Source organism: Haloferax prahovense (genome assembly GCF_000723845.1).
Lineage (GTDB): Archaea > Halobacteriota > Halobacteria > Halobacteriales > Haloferacaceae > Haloferax > Haloferax prahovense.
This window is the reverse complement of record NZ_LK053001.1, coordinates 413,311-431,822: the sequence shown is the minus strand read 5'-3', so window position 1 is coordinate 431,822 and position 18,512 is coordinate 413,311. Positions and strand designations below refer to the sequence as shown.

Annotated in this window: 15 protein-coding genes; 9 read left to right on the top strand and 6 right to left on the bottom strand. The window is 64.9% G+C overall.

What is annotated here, in order from left to right; all coding sequences use genetic code 11:
- The first annotated feature begins 278 nt into the window (after positions 1 to 278).
- Complete coding sequence (locus BN984_RS16935) at positions 279 to 1,775, top strand: family 43 glycosylhydrolase (RefSeq protein WP_233514291.1); 1,497 nt, start codon at positions 279 to 281, stop codon at positions 1,773 to 1,775.
- Here the strand turns inward: BN984_RS16935 and BN984_RS19175 are convergent.
- The gene (locus BN984_RS19175; RefSeq protein ID WP_081909250.1) at positions 1,671 to 2,117 is read right to left on the bottom strand and encodes an SDR family oxidoreductase; all 447 of its coding nucleotides are present in this window, start codon (positions 2,115 to 2,117) and stop codon (positions 1,671 to 1,673) included. The genes BN984_RS16935 and BN984_RS19175 overlap by 105 nt on opposite strands.
- A gap of 64 nt (positions 2,118 to 2,181) precedes the next feature.
- A complete protein-coding gene (locus BN984_RS16930; protein ID WP_049913735.1) occupies positions 2,182 to 3,576 on the bottom strand; it encodes a GntP family permease in 1,395 nt (464 codons plus the stop codon).
- 154 nt (positions 3,577 to 3,730) lie between these two features.
- On the opposite strand from BN984_RS16930, the gene BN984_RS19170 reads away from it, so the two are divergent.
- The 3 genes from BN984_RS19170 to BN984_RS16920 all read left to right on the top strand — a co-directional run bounded on the left by BN984_RS19170 (position 3,731) and on the right by BN984_RS16920 (position 6,721).
- Positions 3,731 to 3,886 carry a universal stress protein gene (locus BN984_RS19170; RefSeq protein ID WP_233514290.1) on the top strand — a complete coding sequence of 52 codons (156 nt, stop codon included), beginning with the start codon at positions 3,731 to 3,733 and terminating at the stop codon, positions 3,884 to 3,886.
- A 579-nt stretch (positions 3,887 to 4,465) separates the two neighbouring features.
- On the top strand, positions 4,466 to 5,269 hold the full coding sequence (locus BN984_RS16925; protein WP_008097275.1) for an inositol monophosphatase family protein: 804 nt from the start codon (positions 4,466 to 4,468) through the stop codon (positions 5,267 to 5,269).
- Between the two features lie 654 nt (positions 5,270 to 5,923).
- Positions 5,924 to 6,721: an IclR family transcriptional regulator gene (locus tag BN984_RS16920; RefSeq protein WP_049968812.1), complete on the top strand. Its 798-nt coding sequence runs from the start codon at positions 5,924 to 5,926 to the stop codon at positions 6,719 to 6,721.
- Positions 6,722 to 6,790: 69 nt separating this feature from the next.
- Here the strand turns inward: BN984_RS16920 and BN984_RS16915 are convergent, their stop codons facing one another.
- Positions 6,791 to 8,458 (bottom strand): aldehyde ferredoxin oxidoreductase family protein, encoded by a 1,668-nt coding sequence (locus BN984_RS16915; RefSeq protein ID WP_049968811.1) that lies wholly within the window; start codon positions 8,456 to 8,458, stop codon positions 6,791 to 6,793.
- A gap of 158 nt (positions 8,459 to 8,616) precedes the next feature.
- Between BN984_RS16915 and BN984_RS16910 the strand changes: the two genes are divergently transcribed.
- Together BN984_RS16910 and BN984_RS16905 are read left to right on the top strand one after the other, a co-directional pair.
- Positions 8,617 to 9,996 carry an aspartate aminotransferase family protein gene (locus tag BN984_RS16910; protein ID WP_049968810.1) on the top strand — a complete coding sequence of 460 codons (1,380 nt, stop codon included), beginning with the start codon at positions 8,617 to 8,619 and terminating at the stop codon, positions 9,994 to 9,996.
- 18 nt (positions 9,997 to 10,014) lie between these two features.
- Positions 10,015 to 10,401, top strand: coding sequence for a Rid family detoxifying hydrolase (locus tag BN984_RS16905; RefSeq protein ID WP_008097267.1), 387 nt, complete (start codon positions 10,015 to 10,017; stop codon positions 10,399 to 10,401).
- Positions 10,402 to 10,464: 63 nt separating this feature from the next.
- On the opposite strand, the gene BN984_RS16900 is transcribed toward BN984_RS16905, so the two are convergent.
- Positions 10,465 to 11,118 carry a hypothetical protein gene (locus BN984_RS16900; protein ID WP_008097264.1) on the bottom strand — a complete coding sequence of 218 codons (654 nt, stop codon included), beginning with the start codon at positions 11,116 to 11,118 and terminating at the stop codon, positions 10,465 to 10,467.
- A 440-nt stretch (positions 11,119 to 11,558) separates the two neighbouring features.
- On the opposite strand from BN984_RS16900, the gene BN984_RS16895 reads away from it, so the two are divergent.
- Both BN984_RS16895 and BN984_RS16890 read left to right on the top strand, forming a co-directional pair.
- Positions 11,559 to 13,193: a BCCT family transporter gene (locus BN984_RS16895; RefSeq protein ID WP_049968809.1), complete on the top strand. Its 1,635-nt coding sequence runs from the start codon at positions 11,559 to 11,561 to the stop codon at positions 13,191 to 13,193.
- 185 nt (positions 13,194 to 13,378) lie between these two features.
- Positions 13,379 to 14,737 carry an aminotransferase class III-fold pyridoxal phosphate-dependent enzyme gene (locus tag BN984_RS16890; protein WP_049968808.1) on the top strand — a complete coding sequence of 453 codons (1,359 nt, stop codon included), beginning with the start codon at positions 13,379 to 13,381 and terminating at the stop codon, positions 14,735 to 14,737.
- Between the two features lie 75 nt (positions 14,738 to 14,812).
- On the opposite strand, the gene ilvA is transcribed toward BN984_RS16890, so the two are convergent.
- Both ilvA and BN984_RS16880 read right to left on the bottom strand, forming a co-directional pair.
- Complete coding sequence (gene ilvA / locus BN984_RS16885; protein WP_049968807.1) at positions 14,813 to 16,111, bottom strand: threonine ammonia-lyase; 1,299 nt, start codon at positions 16,109 to 16,111, stop codon at positions 14,813 to 14,815.
- Positions 16,108 to 17,415, bottom strand: coding sequence for an amidohydrolase (locus BN984_RS16880; protein ID WP_049968806.1), 1,308 nt, complete (start codon positions 17,413 to 17,415; stop codon positions 16,108 to 16,110). Before BN984_RS16880 ends, ilvA begins: the two co-directional genes overlap by 4 nt.
- 127 nt (positions 17,416 to 17,542) lie before the next feature.
- On the opposite strand from BN984_RS16880, the gene BN984_RS16875 reads away from it, so the two are divergent.
- Positions 17,543 to 18,511, top strand: a complete 969-nt coding sequence (locus tag BN984_RS16875; RefSeq protein WP_049968805.1) for a D-2-hydroxyacid dehydrogenase — start codon at positions 17,543 to 17,545, stop codon at positions 18,509 to 18,511.
- Position 18,512: the final 1 nt, after the last annotated feature.

Here is an 18,512-nt window from a genome sequence, read left to right as displayed (position 1 = left end):
TCGGTCCTCGTTCTGCCCGCTCGTAACAGAAGCGGGGCGTAGCAGACGCGAACTCGGTGTCGAGAACCGAACCGGAGCCAGAAATCGGCCCGAGAGTCGCGGAGCGAAGAGCGTCGTCGGTATCGCAGGAGGTTCAACCCGATATCGTTCGTAGCTTCCCTTCCGAACTGCTGTTCAGTCTGCCGTGCTGCCGTCGGTCCTCTCATCGCGGTTCCGACCGAGCTAGCATGTGTGTTATCAACAAACATTATATACGTACAACCTGTGCGCTAGAAGACATGACGAAACGTCATGGCGACAACAACATCGATAGACGGACAGTACTCAAATCGCTCGGGGCGGGAGCGGTGGCGACCGTCGGCGGCCTCGGACTGAGCGGGACGGCCAGTGCGGACGAGAGTTCCACGCACTACCACAACCCGGTCGGGCCGATCGGGTTCGGCGACGTGTCGATCATCGAGGACAACGGAACCTACTACGCGTACGGAACGGAGACGCCCCAGGACATCATCCCCATCGCGGAGTCGACGGACATGTACAACTGGTCGTACATCGCGCCGGCGCTCACGGAGACACCGGGCTGGCACCCCACGGAGTCGGACCCGGGCTGCTGGGCACCCGACGTCCGATACCACAACGGCCAGTACCACCTCTACTATTCGCTGTCGGTCTGGGGGAGCGACAACGCCGGAATCGGCCTGGCCACCTCGGACACACCCGACGGCCCCTTCACCGACCAGGGACCGGTCATCGAGAGCGGCGACCTCGACCTGACGAACTGCATCGACGCGGACACGGTGATCGTCGACGGCCAGCCGTGGCTGGTCTGGGGCAGCTACGAAGGCATCTACGCCGTCCAGATGAACGGCGCGATGGACGACATCGTCCCCGGCACCGAGTTCCAGATGGCGGGCCAGATGATCGAGGGGCCGGTGATGCTCCAGGACAACGGCTACTGGTACCTGTTCTATTCGTCGGGGCAGTGCTGTGAGGGTTACGACAGCACCTACCGCCTCGAATGCGGCCGCGCGACGTCGTTCACGGGACCGTACTACAACCAGAACGGCACGGACCTGCGAGACCTCACCGAGACCCATCAGGGAGTTCCCATCCTCCAGGGCAACAGCGAGTTCACGGGTCCGGGACACAACGACGTCTTCCAGGGCCCCGACGGCGACTGGTGGTGTTTCTACCACGTGGAGGCGACCGCCGACGACGAGACGCGCTACATGATGCAAGACCGCATCGAGTGGGACAACAACGACTGGCCGGTCATCGCCTGCAACGGCGTGCCGAGCAGCGAGGCTCCCGTCCCCGGCGAGCCCTCCGGTTGTGAGAGCGGTCCCATCGCCGACGGCACGTACCACATCGCGAACGTCAACAGCGGCAAACTGCTCGAAGTGGCCGACGCCGGAACGGCCGACGGCGACAACGTCCGCCAGTACGCCGACACCGACCACGCGTGTCAGGACTGGGACGTCACGGCGAACGGCGACGGCACCTACGCGATCACGAACGTCAACAGCGGCCTCTGGCTGGAGGTCGCGAACGCCGGCACGGCGGAGGGCGACAACATCCGGCAGTACAGCAACACCACCAACCCGACTCAGGCTTGGACCATCGAAGACGCTGGCGGCGGTCAGTACCGCCTCGTCAACGCGAACAGCGGGCTACTCGCCGAGGTGGCGAGCGCGGGCACCGCCGACGGCGACAACGTCCAGCAGTGGAGCGACAACGGCGGCGAACACCAGCTGTGGACGTTCACCTCGGTCTGACCGAGCGACCGACCGGGGCCACAGCACGGCGCAGCCGCCGTCGACGTACAGCAAGTGGCCGGTGACGAACGACGCGTCGTCGCTGGCGGGAAAGAGATAGGACCCGGTCCTCGGGCGGTGCGAACCGTCCATCGGCCACGACTTCTTCGCGACGGTCAGTTCGGTGTCTGACTCGGTCTTATCGTCGGAGCCGGTCCCCGTGTCGACGGCGTCCGGGGCGACGGCACCCGGTGTGACGGCGTTGACCCGGGTGGCGTGTTCGGCGGGTTCGAGAACTCGGGACGAGAATCGACCATTCGGAGATTCACTGCCGAGCGATGGGTGAGAAAGACACCACGAGATTACGCGGCTGCGGTTTCGGTGCGTGCGTCGCTTCCGTTTGACGCTCGGTTTCGACGGCCGAAATTCACGCGAGCGGGACGATAGTCGAGAAGACGAGAATCGAGACGATTCCCGTAACCGAGATAATCGTCGTCAGCGCCGTCCACGTTTTCAGCGTCTCCACCTGTGTCAGGCCGCCGATTTCCTTCATCAGCCAGAAGCCGGAGTCGTTGTACCACGAACAGATGATGCCGCCCGAGCCGATTGCCATGACGAGGTACGCGGGGTGCACGTTGAGCTGGCTCGTCAGCGGTGCCATGATACCCGCGGTCGTCAGCATCGCGGCCGTTGCTGATCCCTGTGCGATGCGGACGATAGCGGCGATAAGCCACGCGGTCACCAGCAGTCCGATGCCGATCCCACGGAGGCTATCGGCGATGTACGGGCCGATTCCTGACGCGGCGAGCAGCGCACCGAACGCGCCACCCATCGCGGTGATTGCAGCGATGTTCCCGCCGCTCTTCAGGGCCTCAGTGAGTTCGTCTTCCCACAGCGAACGCGAAAGGTCGGACCAACGGAGGTACGTGAGCGCCGCTGTAAGCCCAGCGATAGTCATGGCGACGTTCTTGTCGCCGATGAACGCGACTCCCGGTCTGACAACCGCGAGCGACGGGTAAATCGGTTCGAGCGTGTTGAGAATCGTAAGCGAACTCACTAACGCGACCGCGAGGAGTATCGGGAGCGCGGCTTCGAACGTCCCCGGAAGCGAGCCACTGCTCTGCTGTGCCCGTTCTTCGAGTTCTTCGGTCGTCGTCCCCATCGAGTCTCGGAGCGGGATATCCATCCGAGCGTTGGCCCAATGGCCGAAGACGAGTCCGGACATCGTCGCCGAGGGAATCGCGACGGCCACACCGACAGCCATCGTCATGCCGAGGTCGACGCCCACTTCGCTGGCGACTGCCAGCGGACCGGGAGTCGGTGGAATGAACACGTGCGCCGCAGAGCCGCCGGCGCCCACGGCGATGAGGTACAACACGTAGTTCTTCCCGCGGCGTGCTCGCATCGAGCGGGCGAGCGGCGCCAGAAGGAACAGGACGCTGTCGAAGAACACCGGAATCGAGAGGACCGTGCTACTTCCCCACAGCGCGAATTCCGAGTTATCCCTTCCGACGAGCGATTGGAACGTCCGCACGACACGTTGAGCGGACCCGCTTTCGAGCATCGACTTGCCGATGATTGCCGCCATGAGGATCGGGATACCGATACCTTCCATCCCGTTTCCGAACGCCGCTGCCGTTCTCGTCGCCGCATCGACGAGAGCGAAGTCAGAGACGAACACCGAGTTGACGATGCCGACGGAGAACGCGGCGAGACCCAACCCCACGAACGCAGGGAGGTCCCACACGACGAGGAACAGTACAACTAGTATGAGCCCAACTACGAACGTAAGTAGTGGACTATGGACGAACTCCACCGTCATGATCCGTCTGTCAGTCAATCATGTTAGTTAATAATCGTTACTATATGTCAATGAATGATTGTGTTTGGTGGCCGTTGGAACTGTGTGGTCTTCGGAGAACGTCTGTGAGTCACCAACTCGTAGTGCCTTCAAACAGGGCTCACGTGCAGGCGATATGGACCGAGTACTAGCTGTTGTAGACCTATCCGAGACCTCGAAGCAGGTTGCCCGCGAGGCCGGTTCGCTTGCCGAGCAGATGAGTGCCGACGTGGTCCTCGTTCACGTGACGACGGAAGACGAGTACAAAACTCGACGCTCGCGTCTTCTGTAACTGACCCCCAGCGAGACTGGAGACGGTACTCGACTGGCGACCCCCAGTTGTGAATATATTGTTTGTTATTTGAGAATGTCAATACAACAAACTGACAAAGCATTACACAGATAATTGTGTAATAGAAACGAGCAGTTTAGTTCGGATATCCGGCTCTCTGACCACAGAAGCGCGATTACAGCGGGATTTCCGAAGTGCGTTAGAATACAGAATACGAGGAATCGTTCGGCGGCAACTGTCAGCGCGTCTTGCGGTCAGTCTGGTAAGTCGCCGCGAGAGTACAACCTCGCGGTCGAGACATCGAAAGAACAGATTCCAGCCCCGCAAACTCGTAGCCTCGGGAGGAGGGCCACGTTGGGCGCAGCGCCTCGCTCGGGGTGCCGTACTATTATCGAACCGCAGTTAGTCGTTCTGAGAGAAAGAACGGCAGAGATTTCGCGAACTAGTACATTGTGTGCCTCAGAACGCCTGCATCCTCGGAAAATAACTAACCGACGGCTATCGTCGTCTACCGCCAGAAAACAGCGAAGGCTTGACCGCTGTCCGAGGCTTTTTCTCGCCGTGTAGTACATAGTCGCTATGGACACGGACCCCCGCGAGGAAGTCGCAATCGACGCCGCGGAGAGAGGTGCCGACCACGCGTCGGCGCGTTTCAGAACCAAACTCGATATCGAGCAGAAAGGCGACGCGATAGACCTCGTCACGGAAGTCGACCGCGAGACACAACGGCGGGTTATCTCGACGATTCGAGAGCGGTTCCCCGACGACGCGGTCGTCGGCGAGGAGGAAGACGAACTGAAGACCGTCCCCGAGTCGGGATACGCCTGGATTATCGACCCGATAGACGGGACGCAAAACTACACCCGAGGTGCCCGCGAGTGGGTGACGAGCGTCGCCGTCGTCAAAGACCAGACGCCGATTGCGGCGGTGAACGTCTCTCCCGAGACGAGAGACACCTACATCGCCACGGAAGAGGGAGTCGAGCGAAACGGGCGGCCGATCACGGTCAACGACGAGTCGAACACCAGCGCGTTTCTCGTCTCCTCGACGCTCCGGTATCAGGACGGTGACCGGCCGGGAATCGAGCGACTCGCGGGAGACATCTTCGGCACGTTCGGCGAGATGCGGAAGCTCGGGACGACGCAACTGACGCTTTCGCGCCTCGCCGACGGGTCGATAGACGCCGTCGTCGGGCTCGACGAACAACCGAACGCGTGGGACACCGTGGCCGGGGTCTACCTCGTCGAACGCGCGGGCGGAACCGTAACCGACCTCCACGGAAACAGGTGGGGACCGGGTCAGCCGGGTCTCGTCGCGTCGAACGGACACGCACACGACGAGGTGCTCGAAGCGGCGCAGGCGGCGTTCGAGGCGACGCGATAACGGCACCGCCCCCCACCACCCGACCGGACAGACTTCGTGACGGGTGGCCGGGGCGTCAGAATTACACAGTTATGTCTGTAATGAGGATGGGGAGAAACCCCGTCGGCGAGAGACGTAACCCCCGAGAGACCCCACGAACATAATAATTCTGTCACGAGGCTACGGACGGGAGTTCGCCGTGAACCGACCGAGAACGAAAGCCGAGACCACGGACCGCCGACACGTGGTGCGGATGTTAGTTCGGTGGCATCGCCCAGTCCGCGACCTCACTTAAACGTTCACGCGTCCGAAAGCCGTGACGAGTGAGGCGGTCTCAAGCCCTCACTCGCCCGTAAATTCGAACCTCACGCGTCTCGGGAGACTCGGCGTTCCTAACTTCCGAATACGTATATAGAGGCAAGTCGGTTCCCCCGCCGAAAAACAGATAATTCCAATATGTATTCTTCGTAAACATCTCTAAGACGTGTGTTAACTATTATCAACCTCAGAGAGCACCTATAAACGTTCGGCTTTCCGGAACCAACTGCGTCGCCGAGCAGAAAGGACCGGTCGTTTCCCCCCGGGCGTTCAGCATCGAGTCTCGGTCGCTGGTCGGTATGGCTGGCCCCCGCAAACGGAGGTACATCTTTAACCCCTGACCGTGGATTCCCCTCCATGAATAGACACGACCCGTCCGGCGTGCTCAAGACGACCGCCGCCTCGCTGGCGCTCGTCGACCACATCCTCGAACTGGAGGGAGCGACGATGGGCGAGTTGGTCGAGGCGACGGATCTCGCGAAGAGCACCGTCCACGCCCACCTCAAGACGCTCGCGGAGTACGGCTACGTCGTGAACATCGACAACGAGTACCAGTTAGGTGCGAAGTTCTGCCACCTCGGCGACTACGTCAGAACGCGCAAGGACTACTACCGGGTCGCCCAAGAGACCGTCTCGTGGCTCGACAGCGAGTCGTCGATGGACGCGGACTTCGCGGTCGAAGAACACGGCCGCATCGTCTCGTTGTACGGCGACCTCGAGTTCGCGAACTCCCCGCGATTTCTCATCGATGGCAGTCCGTTTCACGTCCACACGACGTGTTCGGGCAAGGCGATTATTGCCGAGTACCCGGAGACGCGGGTGCGGGAAATCATCGACCGCTGGGGACTGCCGGCGGCGACGGACGACTCCATCACGACCGAAGAGGAACTGTTCGCGGAGCTGGCGACGGTTCGCGAGCAAGGGTACGCCGAGAACAGCGGCGAGGCGGTCGAGGGCTTTTGGGCCATCGGAAGGGCCGTGAAGTCGCCGCGGGGTGAGGTGTACGGGTCGCTGAATCTGAGCGGTCCCGCCTACGTTATCGACGAGGAGACGCGGGCGACGCAGGTGGAACTGCTCGAACGCGCCGCCGAGCGGTTCGAACAGGGCGTCGCGGAACTATATCGGACTCAAGCGGACGAGGCGAACGAAGGGTGAGTGTGGGAAGCGAAAAGTGAGAAGTGAGAAACGTTCGTCGGACCGACGCGAGTCGGTCAATCGGGCGCGTTACGCCGGGACGTTGCCCGACGGGACGACGCCGTCGTCAGTCCATCCGCGACGCTCGTAGTACGCTTCGAGCGCCGCTTCGAACCCGTCTAACTCGTCGGCGTACGGGAGCGTGTCGTCGCCGCGGTCGAAGCCGCGCTGGTTGTTGAAGTGCCGTTCGAGCGTGACGATGCGGTCGCCGACGGCCAGCAGGTCCTCGAAGTCGGCGCCGAACAGCATCTCGTAGCGCTCGGGAGTCATGAAGTCCCGCGAGAACTTACAGACGATGCCGCTGTCGTTGAGCGCCATCTGGTTTTCCTTCTCGATGAGGCGCTTGGGCTTGCCCTCGAACCCCTCCGGTGGGTAGGCGTCGTCCTTGCCGACGAGCGGGTACTCCTGGGAGTAGAACACCGCGTACATGTGGTCCGCGCCGCGGTTGGCGACGGCGTACGACAGACCCTGTCCGTGGAGGACCCGCCCCTCGTGGGCGGCGAAGTCCATCCCCTTGACCGTCCAGTTCTCCACGCCGAGGTCGTCGTGGACGCGGGCGATGCCCTCGGCGAGGTCGTCGCCGATTCCCTCCCGGAGCGCGATTTTCTCCACGAGGTCGTGGATAAGGTCGGTGTTGCCGAACTCGTCTTCGCTGGCGAGGTAGGCCGCGACGGTGTTGCCGGCCGAGATGGCGTCGAGGCCGTAGCGGTCGCACAGTTCGTTCGACTTCATCACCTCGACGATGTCGTCGACGCCGGAGTTCGACCCGAACGCCATGGTGACTTCGAACTCGGGGCCCTCGGTTTCCACGCCCGCCTCCTCGTCTCTCGTGGGGAGTTTGCACGCGAACGCGCAGGCGGAACAGGTGCCCTTCTTGTACTTCTTCTTCTCGACGGCGTCGCCGTTGATTCCCTCCGCGCCCTCGAAGTGGCGCTCGGAGAAGTAGTACGACGGGAGGCCGTCCATCTCGTTGGCGAGGTCCAGCACGGCGACGGTCCCCTGCCGCTTCATGATGTGGTCGTCGGTGGCGGCCTCGCGGTGAATCTCCATCTGCGACGACGGAATCTCGATGTCGGGCGCGGAGTCGCCGCCGAAGGTGAGCGCCTTCACGTTCTTCGACCCGAGGACGGCACCGAGACCGCCGCGGCCGAACGCGCGCTCCTCGCTCGTCATGATGGAGGCGAAGCGCACGAGGTTCTCGCCGGCGGGACCGACGACCATCGTCCGGTCGGCTTCGATGCCGTGTTCGTCGTCGAGGTACGCGACCGTCTCGGGGACCGTCGCGCCGGCGAGGTCCGGGACGGACTCGAACTCGACGCCCTCGTCTGTGACGTGGAGGACGACCAACTCGTCGCTCGCGCCCGTGAGTTCGACCGCCGAGTAGCCCGCGTCCGCGAAGTTCCGCGACACGAACCCGCCCGCGTTCGACGAGCAGAGGCCGCCGGTCAGCGGCGAGACGCTGGTGCAGTTCGTGCGACCGGTGAAACTCATGTTCGACGCCTGCATCGGACCGGTGCTGAAGTAGACGCGGTTCTCCGGGCTGAAGGGGTCAACGTCGAATGAGACGCGCTCGTGAGCGAGGCGGGTGGCGACTCCGCGACCCCCGACGTAGGATTCGAGAATCTCGTCGATGTCTTCCGTCCGACTGGTCTCGTTTCCTAAGTCGACCGTGAGCAGCGGACCTTTTGCGTGTAACATTGGAAAAAGAAGGACTTGCCTCGCACAAATCCATTGTGGTTACTGTTACGTCGCTAACCAAATCACCGCGGGTGGCCGATGTCGAAACCGAATACTGTGTACGTCATCAATAGGAAGCGTGGACAAATTATTTATGACTGTTCTACATGGGTTGAGGCATGGTCGCAGGTCCGCCGATTCACGAGTTGCACTTCGACGACGCGCCGAACGTGGGCGACGTTCCGGGGCCGAAATCGACGCGACTCCTCGAAAAACAGCAGCGAATCGACAGCAGCGCCGTCTCGTATCCCGAGGACATCCCCATCGCGTTCGAAAGCGGGAAGGGTGCGACGGTGCGCGACGCCGACGGCAACACCTTCATCGACATGTTCGCCGGTATCGGCGTGCTCAACGTGGGTCACTCGAACCCGTACGTGTTGGAGGCGGTCCACGAGCAGACCGACAAGTTCGTCCACACCGTCGACTTCCCGACGGAGGCCCGACTCGACCTCATCGAGAAGTTGGACGAAATCGCGCCAGAGGGACTGCGCGGGAACAACCGCGTCGTCTTCGGCGGTCCGACGGGGAGCGACGCCATCGAGGCGTCCATCAAACTCGCCAAGTACAACACCGAAGGGACCGGTCTCGTCGCCTTCCGCGGCGCGTACCACGGCGCGACGAGCGGCGCGATGAGCCTCACCGGCAACAAGAAGTTCAAGGGCGACTACTCGCCGCTCCTCCCCGACGTGGTCCACGCACCCTACCCGAACACGGTCGAGATGGGTAAAGGCCCGCAGGAGGCGGTCGACCACTGTCTCGAAGAGGTCAAGGCCATCTTCGAGGACCCCTACGGCGGCCTCGCCAACCCGGCGGGCATCTTCGTCGAACCGATTCAGGGCGAAGGCGGCGTCGTCACCCCGCCGAAGGGGTTCCTGAAAGGCCTCCGCGACATCGCCGATGACAACGACGTTCCCCTCGTGTTCGACGAGATTCAGAGCGGCCTCGGCCGCTCCGGCAAGTGGTGGGCGAGCGAGTGGTACGGTGTCACGCCGGACGTGATGACCTCGGCGAAGGCGCTCGGCGGGACCGGCTTCCCGCTGTCGGCGACCATCTACCACGAGGACCTCGACACGTGGGGGTCGGGCGACCACGCGGGCACGTACCGCGGCCACGTCGTCGGGATGCGCGCCGGCACCCGCGCCATCGAGTACATCCAGGAACACGACCTCCTCGCGCACGCCCGCGACCTCGGCCAGTACATCCGCGGCCGGCTCTCGGAGGTCGCGGAGGACAACCCCCGAATCGTGGACGTTCGCGGGAAGGGCCTGTTCATCGGCGCGGAGTTCGTCGACGCCGAGGGCAACCCCGACGACGAGGCGGCCGACGCGCTCCAGCAGTACTGCTTCGAGCGCGGCGTACTGGTGTGGAAGGCCGGCCGGCACGGCAACATCCTGCGACTGCTCCCGCCGCTCGTGCTCACCCACGACCTCGCGGAGACGGCGCTCGACGTCATCACCGACGGCATCGAAGCGGTCACGGCCGAAACGCAACGAGTCTAACCACGGTCGAACACCACGATGCCACCCGAACGAGTCATCACGGACGACGCCCCGCGTACGGATAACCCCTACTCGCAGGGCGTCGTCGCCGGCGACACGCTCTACGTCTCGGGCTACGGCCCGGTCGACCCCGAGACGGGTGAGGAGGTCGACGGCGACATCGAAGCACAGACCGACCGCGTGCTCGACAACATCGCGGCCGTCGTCTCCGAGGCCGGCGGCGACGGCCTCGACGACGCGGTGAAACTGACGGTGTACGTCACCGACCTCGACGACTACGAACGGGTCAACGAGGCGTACGGCGCGCGGTTCGACGAGGTGCCGCCGGCGCGCGTCTGCGTCGAGGTCGCGCGCCTGCCCGGCGACGTTCGCGTCGAGATGGACGCGATAGCGTATCTCGGGTAGGCCGCAGCGCGTGGCGTCGCCGCCCGGACGCCCGGGAGATTCGCGGCCCAGTCGAACCGGGGCTCAGTCGTTCAGTTCGTCGACCCGGCGGTCGCGCCGCTCGTTCGCGGCGTCGATTCGCTCGACGAACTCGGACATCTGGGCTTTCATATCGGCGCGCAGGTCGGTCGCCGAGAAGTCGTCTGACTCCGCCAGAAGCCTGACGAACGCCTGTAGTTCCTCGTCGGTGAGCTGGTCGAACGCGCCGCGTTCGAGTTTGTCGATGACGGCGTCGACGTCGATTTGGCCGACCGGTTCGACGTTGAAATCCACCGTGACCATCCGGTAGTCGGAGCCGGCCAGTTCCTGCTCGGCCTTGTTGACGCCCTCGGAGAGCATGTCCTTGAACGGGGTGTAGTAGCCCATCGTCCCGAGGTGGAGGAACGCGAGCATGTCGGTGATGCCCCGCGTGTACGCCTCGCGGTCGGCGGCGTCGGGGTTGAACACCGTCTCGCGGTCGCGGTCTTCGAGCGACTCGAACAGGATGGTGAAATCGAGTATCGCGTTGCGGAGGCGGCGTCGAATCCGGTTTCGCTTCTGCTTTTTCGAGTGGTCGGTGTAGTCGGTCTTCCGGCCGAGCAGGAACTCGCGGTCGCTCGGCGTCAGGATGCCGCGGCCGCGGTCGGCGGCGTAGGCGAGGTCGTCGGTGCCGTCCGTTCCGTCGGCGTCGTTTGCCATATACAGAACGCGTGTACGAATTCGATTAAGCGTTACGAACGGGCCGAATATCCGGACGAATCGGGGCGATAGCCGGGGTATTCCGAAGTCTCGTCTACAGTTCGTGTGAACGCACCGGTCGAGGGCGGAGCGAGGCGCTACGCAGCGGGGAAAGCGCACGACTGCAGCGGGTCGACGTCCGACTTTCCGACCGTTTGTAAACGGATTTCGTTCTCGGCGTCACCGATAACCACAAATTTTATGGTAATGTTTGCACTTGTCGTGATGTGAGACATCACGTAGCATGGTGTCCGTCGGAGCGATAGTATGACAGACCACATTACAGCACACGGGTGCAACGGTCATCGTGGCGCACAGTTCGAGGCGCGGGCCTCGACCAGTCAGTCGGGAGGTGGCAGTCTCGTTCAGACGGGGTCGAACGGGGCGATTACGCACGGGGGGTGTCGGCGGTGAGCTCCTCAAACGGCGTCGTGAGTGAGTTCCTCGACGAAATCGAGCCGGTGGTGTTCGCGTTCGGCGCGGCGATAACGCTGCTCTTCGTCGGCGCGTTCAGCCTCAATCCGGAGGCCTCCTACGACTTCGTCCTCGGGATTCGCCGGTGGATTCTCGCCACGTTCAACTGGTTCTTCCTGTTGGCGATGCTCGGGTTCGTCCTGTTCTTGGGCTTCGTCATCTTCGGGCCGTGGGGTAACCTGAAGCTCGGAGACCAGGACCCCGAGTACGGCTTCCTCTCGTACTTCGCAATGATGTACTCCGCCGGCCTCGCGGCGGGTATCGTCTTCTGGGGCCCCGCGGAGGCGCTGTTCCACTACTCGACGGTCCCGCCGCTGTACGGGGCCGAGGCCCAGTCCTCGGCGGCGATGCCGCTGGCGGTCCAGTACTCTATCTTCCATTGGAGTCTGACCCAGTGGTCGTGTTTCACCGTGATGGGTCTCGCCATCGGCTACTTCGTCTACAACTACGACGCGCCGCTTCGCGTGTCGGCGGTCCTGACGCCGATTCTCGGTGCGGACAACGTCGACGGCGCGATAGGGAAAACCGTCGATATCCTCGCCGTGTTCGCGACCCTCGGCGGCGTCGCAACCTCGCTGGGCTTCATCGGAAGCCAGTTCATCACCGGCCTGAACTTCCAGTGGGGAATCCAACTTGGCGACGTGGGAACCATCCTCGTCATCACGGGCATGGTCGTCATCTTCACCATCTCGTTAGTGCTGGGCGTCGACAAGGGGATTCGACGGCTCTCGAACTTCAACATGGTCGTGTTCACCCTGTTGATGCTCGCGACGCTGATATTCGGGCCGACCTTCCGTATCCTCGAACTCGGCACGCAGGCGACCGGTGGCTTCATCGGCGACTTCTTCCAGATGAGCCTGTTCACGCAGGCCACCGCGACCAGCGCCAGTAAGTGGGTCAACGCGTGGACCGTCTTCTACTGGCTCTGGCCGCTCGCGTGGTCGCCCTTCGCGGGCCTGTTCATCGCCCGCATCTCGCGCGGTCGGAGCGTCCGCGAGGTCGCGTTCGCCGGCATCGGTGCGACCTCGCTCGCGACGGTCCCGTGGTTCGCTATCGTCGGCGGCGCGGGCGTCATCATGCAGCACACGGGCGCGGCGAACGTCCTCGGGCCGGTCTCCGAGTACGGCGAAGCGGTCTCGGGGTACGTCCTCTTCGGCAATCTCCCCATCGTCGGACCGCTGCTCCTGTTCGGGTTCCTCGTGCTCGTGACGACGTTCTTCGTCACCTCCGCCGACTCGTCGACGCTGGCTGTGTCGATGATGACGACCGGCGGTAAAAAGGAACCGTCCGCGCTCAACCGCATCTTCTGGGCCGTCCTCCAGGGCGCGGTGGCGTCCATCCTGATGGTCGTCGGCGGCGTGAACGCCCTGCAGTCCGCGGCGATTATCACGGGCGCGCCGTTCGCCGTCATCTGCGTGATAGCGACGCTCGGGCTCATCCGGACCTTCCAAGACGACTACGGAAGCCTGCTCCTCCAAGACGAGACGAACCTCTGGGGGAAGTCGGAGTCGACCGGCGGGCAGGCACCGGCCGCGAACGTCTCCAGCCACGACGACGACTGACGCCGACTCCAGCCGAACGCGGTTCCGTCCCCATCTCTGTCCCCGTCTCCGTCATCTCCATTCTACGAAGGCCCGTACCGACCGAGAGCGCCGCCGGCGCGGTCGCCGAGGCGGACCGCGAACCGTGATGTGTGGTAGCTCCTATGATACCAAGTTTTAATGTACGGTATCAACAAATCCTGTGTATGGATCGGGATACCGCAGAACCGGACGCAGCAGCGCTGCCCGGACCCAACGCGAAGCAGTGGGTCGAGTTCCACCACAAGCACGCCGCGCCCAGCGAGTACTCCCACGAGTTCGTCTGGGACGTGACCGCCGAGGCCGACGGCCCGTTCGTCACCGACGTGGACGGCAACGTCCTCTTGGACTTCACCTGCCACATCGGGGCCGCGCCGCTCGGCTACAACAACGAGAAAGTGCTGTCGAAGCTCCGGGAGTTCGACCTCGTCGAACCGATGAAAATCGCCGGCCAAGACATGTACTTCGGCGCGGGACCGGACCCCGAAACCGCCGAGTTCCCCGGGTCGAGCCACCTGATGGACAAGCTCACCGACGTGTCCTCTCACTACGGGATGGACACGGTGTTCCTGTCGAACTCCGGGGCCGAGGCCGTCGAGAACGCGATGAAGATAACGCACGACCACAAGGCCCCCGCGAAGTACGGCTACGCCTTCGACCAGAGCTTCCACGGCCGGACTCTCGGGACGCTCTCGCTCACGAAATCGAAAGAGGTCTACACCCGCCACTACCCGCAAGTCGCGGGCATCGAGACGGTTCCGTTCTGCGCGGACTCGGGCTGTTCGGCGGACTCTTGCGACTGCGGCTTCTTCGCGGGTGGCGGGTCGCAGTTGCGGAACTCGCTCTCGCCGGAGGGCGGCCACGTCAACCCCGACGAGGTCGCGTTCGCGATTCTCGAACCGATTCAGGGCGTCGGCGGCTACCGCTTCCCGAGCGAGGAGTTCATGGCCGAGGTGGGCGACGTCTGCGACACCTACGACATCCCGCTCGTCGTGGACGAGATTCAGTCGGGCGTCGGGCGGACGGGCGAGATGTGGGCCGCCGACCACTACCCCATCGAACCCGATGTCATCGCCAGCGCGAAGGGGCTCCGCGTCGGCGCGACCGTCTCGAGGTCCGACGTCTTCCCGACCGAGAAGAACCGCCTCGGGTCGACGTTCGGCGGCGGCGACCTGCTCGCGTCGATGCAGGGCGCGCTCACGCTCGACGCCATCGAGGAGTACGACCTGCTCGACAACGCGACCGAGCGCGGCCGGCAGGCGAAGGAACTCCTCGCCGACGACGCGCCCGACCACGTGGTCGACGTGCGCGGCAAGGGTCTGATGCTCGCCGTCGAGTTCGACACCAAACAGCGCCGCGACGCCGTCGTCGAAGCGGCGCTCGACCGCGGCCTGCTCACCCTTGGCTGCGGGAAGAAGACGATTCGCCTCCTGCCCCCGCTCGACTCCACCGAGCGCGAAATCGAACTGGGCGTGGGCATCTTCTGCGAGGCGATGGACGCCGTGGCGACCGAAGCGGTCGCGTGAGCGTGGGTTTCGCCGGACGAACAGCGTGAGAAAAAACGGACCCGAGACGCGGTCTGTCCCGTTTTTCCGGACTACTCAGGCCGAGTCAGCAGACTCGCCGACGCACCTGTCCAGCGAGTGCGAAGCGACTTCGACGCCGTCGACCGCGGCCAGCGAGCCGAGCGCGTCCGCGAGGTGGTCCGGACCGCTCCCGTCGAGGCGAACCTCGACCGGAACCCGATTCGGTTCGTCGGCGGCGGTTCGGGCGGCGCGCTCGACGCTATCGAGTTCGGCCCCGGACGCGGCGACGGCCTCGGAGAGGTCGCCGAGAACCGCCGGCCAGTCGTCGAGTTCGAGTCGCGCTTCGGCGGCGCGTCCGAGCGCCTCCATCCCGACGCGAGTCAGTTCGGCGTGTTCGGAGAGGCCGACGTTGCCGCCGGAGACGACGGCCGCGACGTGCTCGCCCTCGACGTCGACCGCGCCCGATAGCAGCGCTGCGACCGGGGCCGCACCGGCCGGTTCGGCGACGGTCTTCGCCCGCTCGGCGAGGACCGTGGTGGCGACCGCGAGGTCCGTGTCGTCGACCGAGACCACGTCGTCGACGCGGTCGCGGACGACCGCGAAGGTCCGCTCTAACAGCCGCGCGTCGGCGATGCCCTCGGCGACGGTATCGACCTCCGAGAGCATGCGAATCTCGTCGGCCTCGAGCGAGGGCTTGGCGTGGGCCGCGCCCTCGGGTTGGACGCCGACGACGCGCACGTCGGGGTTCCGCGCCTTCAGCGCGGTGGCGATACCGGAGATGAAGCCGCCGCCGCCGATGGAGACGAGAACCGTATCCACGTCGGGCGCGTCAGCCGCGAGTTCCCGTCCGACGGTCCCCTGTCCGGCGATGACGGCCGCGTCGTCGAAGGGGTGGACGAACTCCAGTCCCTCGTCGTCGGCGAGTCGCAGAGCGTGTTCGTACGACTCCTCGTACAGGTCGCCCTCGACGACGACCTCCGCGCCGTAACCGCGGGTGGCGTCGATTTTCACCGCCGGCGTGATTTCGGGGACGACGATGGTCGTGTCGATGTCGAGCAGGTCGCCGGCGAGCGCGACGCCCTGCGCGTGGTTGCCGGCGCTGGAGGCGACGACGCCCCGTTCTCGCACCGACTCGGGGAGCTGCGCCATCGCGTTGTACGCGCCGCGAATCTTGAACGACCCCGTCCGCTGGACGTTCTCCAGTTTGAGGTCGACCCGCTCGGCCCCGCAGCGGTCGGCTATGGTTCGCGAGCTATCGAGCGGCGTCCGGTGGACCACGCCGTCGAGTCGCTCGTGGGCGTCCGCAACGTCGTCGGCGGTGACGACTTCCGACGCCGGGGGTGCCGACTCGCCGGTGACGCGCCCGTCGCTCATCGGTTCGCTCCCGCGATTTCTGGAACCGACTCGACGCCGGCGACCGACAGAATCGACCGCGTGAGGACTTCGACGCCGGTTTCGAGGCTTCGCTCGTCCACGTCGAACGTCGCGGTGTGGTGGCTCGTCGGGTGGTCGGTGCCGACGATGGAGTAGCACGCGAGGCCGCCGTCGCGCTGGACGCGCTCCATGAGGAACGTGGCGTCCTCGCTCGCGCCGAAGTCGGCGGTCGGCACGACGCGGTCGACGCCGCGCACGCTCTCGGCGGCGTCGGCGACGGCCTCCACGAGTTCGGGGTCGCTGTCGGCCCGCGGGCTCTCGCTGACCACGTCGACCGTCGCTTCGCAGTCGTGCAGTTCGGCGGCCTTCTCGAACCGCCGGCGGAGTTCGGACTTGGCGTACTCCATGAGTTCGGTCGTCTCGCCGCGCGCCTCGGCGACGGCTTCGACCTCGTCGGCGATGACGTTGCTCGCGGTGCCGCCTTCGACCCGACCGACGTTGACGCGGGTCATCCCGTCGGAGTGTCGCGGAATCCCGTAGACGCTCTCGATGGCGGTGCCGAGCGCGTGGATGGCGTTCGCGCCGGCTTCCGGTTCCTTGCCGGCGTGGGCGGTCGTCCCCTCGATTTCCGCGTCGATGTGGCACATGGCGAGCGGCTTCTCGATACCGGCGACGACCTCCCCCGTCGGGTGGTCGAGGCCGACGTGGACCGCGAAGAAGTAGTCGATACCGGCGGCGTACTCGCTTTTCGCCATAGGCGCGCCGCCCCCCGAGATCTCCTCCGCGGGCTGGAAGAACACGACAAGCCGACCCGAAAAGTCGCTTTCCTTGACGGCTTCGAGCGTCGCCAGCCCCCACGTCATGTGGGTGTCGTGGCCGCAGGCGTGCATCGTCTCGCCCGTCTCCGAGCGGAAGCCCTCGGCGGCGGGGTCGTGGCCCGCGTCGTCCGACTCCTCGATGAACAGCCCGTCGATGTCGACCCGAAGGCCGACCGTCGGCCCCTCGCCGCGGTCGAGGACGGCGACACAACCGGTCGTCCCGCCACGGAGCGGTTCGAGGAGGTCCGGGTCGACCCCGCTGTCGAGCGCCCGGTCGTACCACTCGTCGAGTCGGTCGTCGCTCGGAACGGCCATCCGGTCGTCGGGGTCGTAAGCGTCCGCGCCGACGGCGAGTTCGTCCACGCCGATGGCTCGCAGTTCCTCGACGAGCCGCGCGGTCGTCCGGAACTCGCACCAGCCGGGTTCGGGGTGGCGGTGGAGGTCTCTGCGAAGCTCCGCTAGTCGCGCTCGAACGGCGTCGGCCATGCGTACACGTACCACTCGCCACCCACTTAAGCATAAACGGTATCCGTGGACACCGGCTACACAAAAAGACTAAGGGAACGTCACCCAATCGATGTAGCAACCGCGCCCGCGACGCGCGACTCACACCATGACCGAGACAGACATCGTCGTCCTCCGCGAGGGGACCGAGGGCCTTTCGATGGAATCGTACGCGAACGCGCTCCGCGAGCGCCTCCCGGACCGGACCGTGACGCTCGCCCGGACGCCGAAACAGGAACGCGAACTCGTCGCCGACGCCCGCGTCGTCACGGGCATCACGATAGACGAGGACCTGCTGGACCACGCCGATCGACTCGAACTGTTCGCCTGCACGTTCGCCGGGACCGACCACGTCCCGATGGACGCGCTCGCGGAACACGGCGTCGCCGTCACCAACGCCGGCGGCATCCACGCGCCCGGCATCGCCGAGCAGGCTATCGGCAACATGCTCGTGTTCGCCCGCCGCCTCCACGAGGGCTGGCGGCGCAAGGAGCGCGCCGAGTGGCGGCACTTCCAGTCCGGCGAGTTCACCGACAGCACGGTGACGATTATCGGCCTCGGCTCCATCGGGCAGGCCGTCGCCCAGCGGTTGCAGGGCTTCGAAGTCGAGACTATCGGCATCCGCTACACGCCGTCGAAGGGCGGCCCGACCGACGAGGTCGCCGGCTTCGAACCCGACGCGGTTCACGACGCGCTCTCCCGGAGCGAGTACGTCGTGGTCGCGTGTCCGCTGAACGACCTGACCCGCGGGCTCATCGACGAGGCGGAGTTCGCCACGATGCCGACCGACGCCGTGCTCGTCAACGCCGCCCGCGGCGGCATCGTCGACACCGACGCGCTCGTGTCGGCGCTGCGGTCGAACAAGATTCGCGGGGCCGCGCTCGACGTGACCGACCCCGAGCCGCTTCCCGCCGACCACCCACTGTGGGGACTGGAAAACTGCCTCATCACGCCCCACACGGGCGGCCACACGCCGAAGCACTGGGACCGCCTCGCCGACATCGTCGCCGGGAACCTCGGGCGGCTCGACGAGGGCGAGGAGCTGGAGAACCAAGTGCTGGCCGCCGAGTCGAACTGAC

What these genes read in the sequence shown, in the direction of transcription:
- BN984_RS16920 (WP_049968812.1), top strand. Translation starts at nt 5,924, where the DNA reads ATGAATAGACACGACCCGTCCGGCGTGCTCAAGACGACCGCCGCCTCG.
- BN984_RS16890 (WP_049968808.1), top strand. Translation starts at nt 13,379, where the DNA reads ATGGATCGGGATACCGCAGAACCGGACGCAGCAGCGCTGCCCGGACCC.
- BN984_RS16935 (WP_233514291.1), top strand. Translation starts at nt 279, where the DNA reads ATGACGAAACGTCATGGCGACAACAACATCGATAGACGGACAGTACTC.
- BN984_RS16900 (WP_008097264.1), bottom strand. Translation starts at nt 11,118, where the DNA reads ATGGCAAACGACGCCGACGGAACGGACGGCACCGACGACCTCGCCTAC.
- BN984_RS16930 (WP_049913735.1), bottom strand. Translation starts at nt 3,576, where the DNA reads ATGACGGTGGAGTTCGTCCATAGTCCACTACTTACGTTCGTAGTTGGG.
- BN984_RS16875 (WP_049968805.1), top strand. Translation starts at nt 17,543, where the DNA reads ATGACCGAGACAGACATCGTCGTCCTCCGCGAGGGGACCGAGGGCCTT.
- ilvA (WP_049968807.1), bottom strand. Translation starts at nt 16,111, where the DNA reads ATGAGCGACGGGCGCGTCACCGGCGAGTCGGCACCCCCGGCGTCGGAA.
- BN984_RS16905 (WP_008097267.1), top strand. Translation starts at nt 10,015, where the DNA reads ATGCCACCCGAACGAGTCATCACGGACGACGCCCCGCGTACGGATAAC.
- BN984_RS19170 (WP_233514290.1), top strand. Translation starts at nt 3,731, where the DNA reads ATGGACCGAGTACTAGCTGTTGTAGACCTATCCGAGACCTCGAAGCAG.
- BN984_RS16925 (WP_008097275.1), top strand. Translation starts at nt 4,466, where the DNA reads ATGGACACGGACCCCCGCGAGGAAGTCGCAATCGACGCCGCGGAGAGA.
- BN984_RS16915 (WP_049968811.1), bottom strand. Translation starts at nt 8,458, where the DNA reads ATGTTACACGCAAAAGGTCCGCTGCTCACGGTCGACTTAGGAAACGAG.
- BN984_RS16910 (WP_049968810.1), top strand. Translation starts at nt 8,617, where the DNA reads ATGGTCGCAGGTCCGCCGATTCACGAGTTGCACTTCGACGACGCGCCG.
- BN984_RS16880 (WP_049968806.1), bottom strand. Translation starts at nt 17,415, where the DNA reads ATGGCCGACGCCGTTCGAGCGCGACTAGCGGAGCTTCGCAGAGACCTC.